A 1,497-nucleotide genomic window follows, 5' to 3' on the forward strand; every position below is an offset into this window, starting at 1 on the left:
GGCGGATTCAACTGGTCGTCGCAACACCATGATCATGGAGGTGTTTGCGGTGGCTACGGCGGACTGGAGTCGGAGGACCAGCGATGTGGCGGTAGGTGTTCGTCGGCAGTGGCGTGCTGATCGTGCACTTCGGCCGGCGATGCGATCGCCGGGGCGGCCGGAGCCGTCGCGGCAGGTGCAACGTGAGTTTTGGCGGGTGGTCGCGACGGGGGTGAGCACGGCACAGGCATCGATCGCTGTCGGTGTGTCGGTGCCGGTGGGTACACGCTGGTTCCGCCACGCTGGCGGCATGAGGCCGCTGAGTCTGGATGAGCCTTCGGGCCGCTATCTATCCTTCGCCGAACGGGAAGAGATCGCGCTGCTACGCGCCCAGGATCGTGGGGTGCGTGAGATCGCACGGTGGATCGGGCGGAGTCCGGCCACGATCTCGCGTGAGCTACGGCGCAACGCCGCAACCAGGAGCGGAAGCTCGAGTATCGGGCGTTGGTGGCGCAGTGGAAAGCCCAGCAGGCCGCCAAGCGCCCGAAAACAGCGAAGCTCGTGGCCCACGTCGAGTTGCGGGAGTACGTACAGGACCGCCTGGCCGGCGTTGTCCGCCGTCCCGATGGCACGATCGCTGCGGGCCCCACGCCACCGCCATGGAAGGGGCTTAACAAACCGCACCGGGCCAACCGGCGGTGGTCGCTGGCGTGGAGTCCAGAGCAGATCTCCCAGCGTTTGAAGGTCGACTTCCCCGATGATGAATCCATGCGTATCAGTCACGAGGCGATCTACCAGTCCCTGTTCATCGAGGGCCGCGGCGCGCTCAAACGTGAGCTGGTCGCGTGCCTGCGCACCGGACGTGCACTGAGGGAGCCGCGGGCCCGCTCGCGCAACAAGCCGCAGGGTCACGTCACCTCCGATGTCGTGTTCAGTCAGCGCCCTGCCGAGGCCGAGGACCGTGCCGTCCCCGGGCACTGGGAGGGTGATCTGATTATCGGAACTGGGAGATCGGCGATCGGCACGATCGTTGAACGTCGTAGTCGTGCAACACTTCTGGTGCATCTGCCACGCCAGCAGGGCTGGGGTGAGCAGCCGCCTGTGAAGAACGGGCCCGCACTCGGTGGCTACGGTGCCATCGCGATGAATGCAGGACTGACAGCGTCGATCGCCGCGCTGCCGCAGCAGTTGCGCAAAACGTTGACGTGGGATCGCGGCAAGGAACTGTCCGCTCACGCCCAGTTCGCGATGGACACCGGAACGCAGGTGTTCTTCGCCGATCCGCACTCACCGTGGCAGCGACCATCCAACGAGAACACCAATGGTGTTCTGCGCCAATATTTTCCTAAGGGAACTGATCTGTCGCGGTGGTCAGCTGAGGACCTCGAGGCCATCGCCTACACCCTCAACAACCGTCCTAGAAAAGTCCTTGGATGGAAAACTCCCGCCGAAGTCTTTGGCGAACAACTACACTCGCTACAACAACCCAGTGTTGCATCGACCGATTGAACGCGCCCA

1 pseudogene is annotated in these 1,497 nt (G+C 64.2%); it reads left to right on the plus strand.

The features are described 5' to 3' along the window. The first annotated feature begins 289 nt into the window (after window positions 1-289). Window positions 290-1,488: pseudogene (locus tag Q9R39_RS24610) on the plus strand (IS30 family transposase). Window positions 1,489-1,497 lie beyond the last annotated feature (9 nt).

The organism is Gordonia sp. AC31 (assembly GCF_031844505.1).
GTDB classification, from domain to species: Bacteria; Actinomycetota; Actinomycetes; order Mycobacteriales; family Mycobacteriaceae; genus Gordonia; species Gordonia hongkongensis.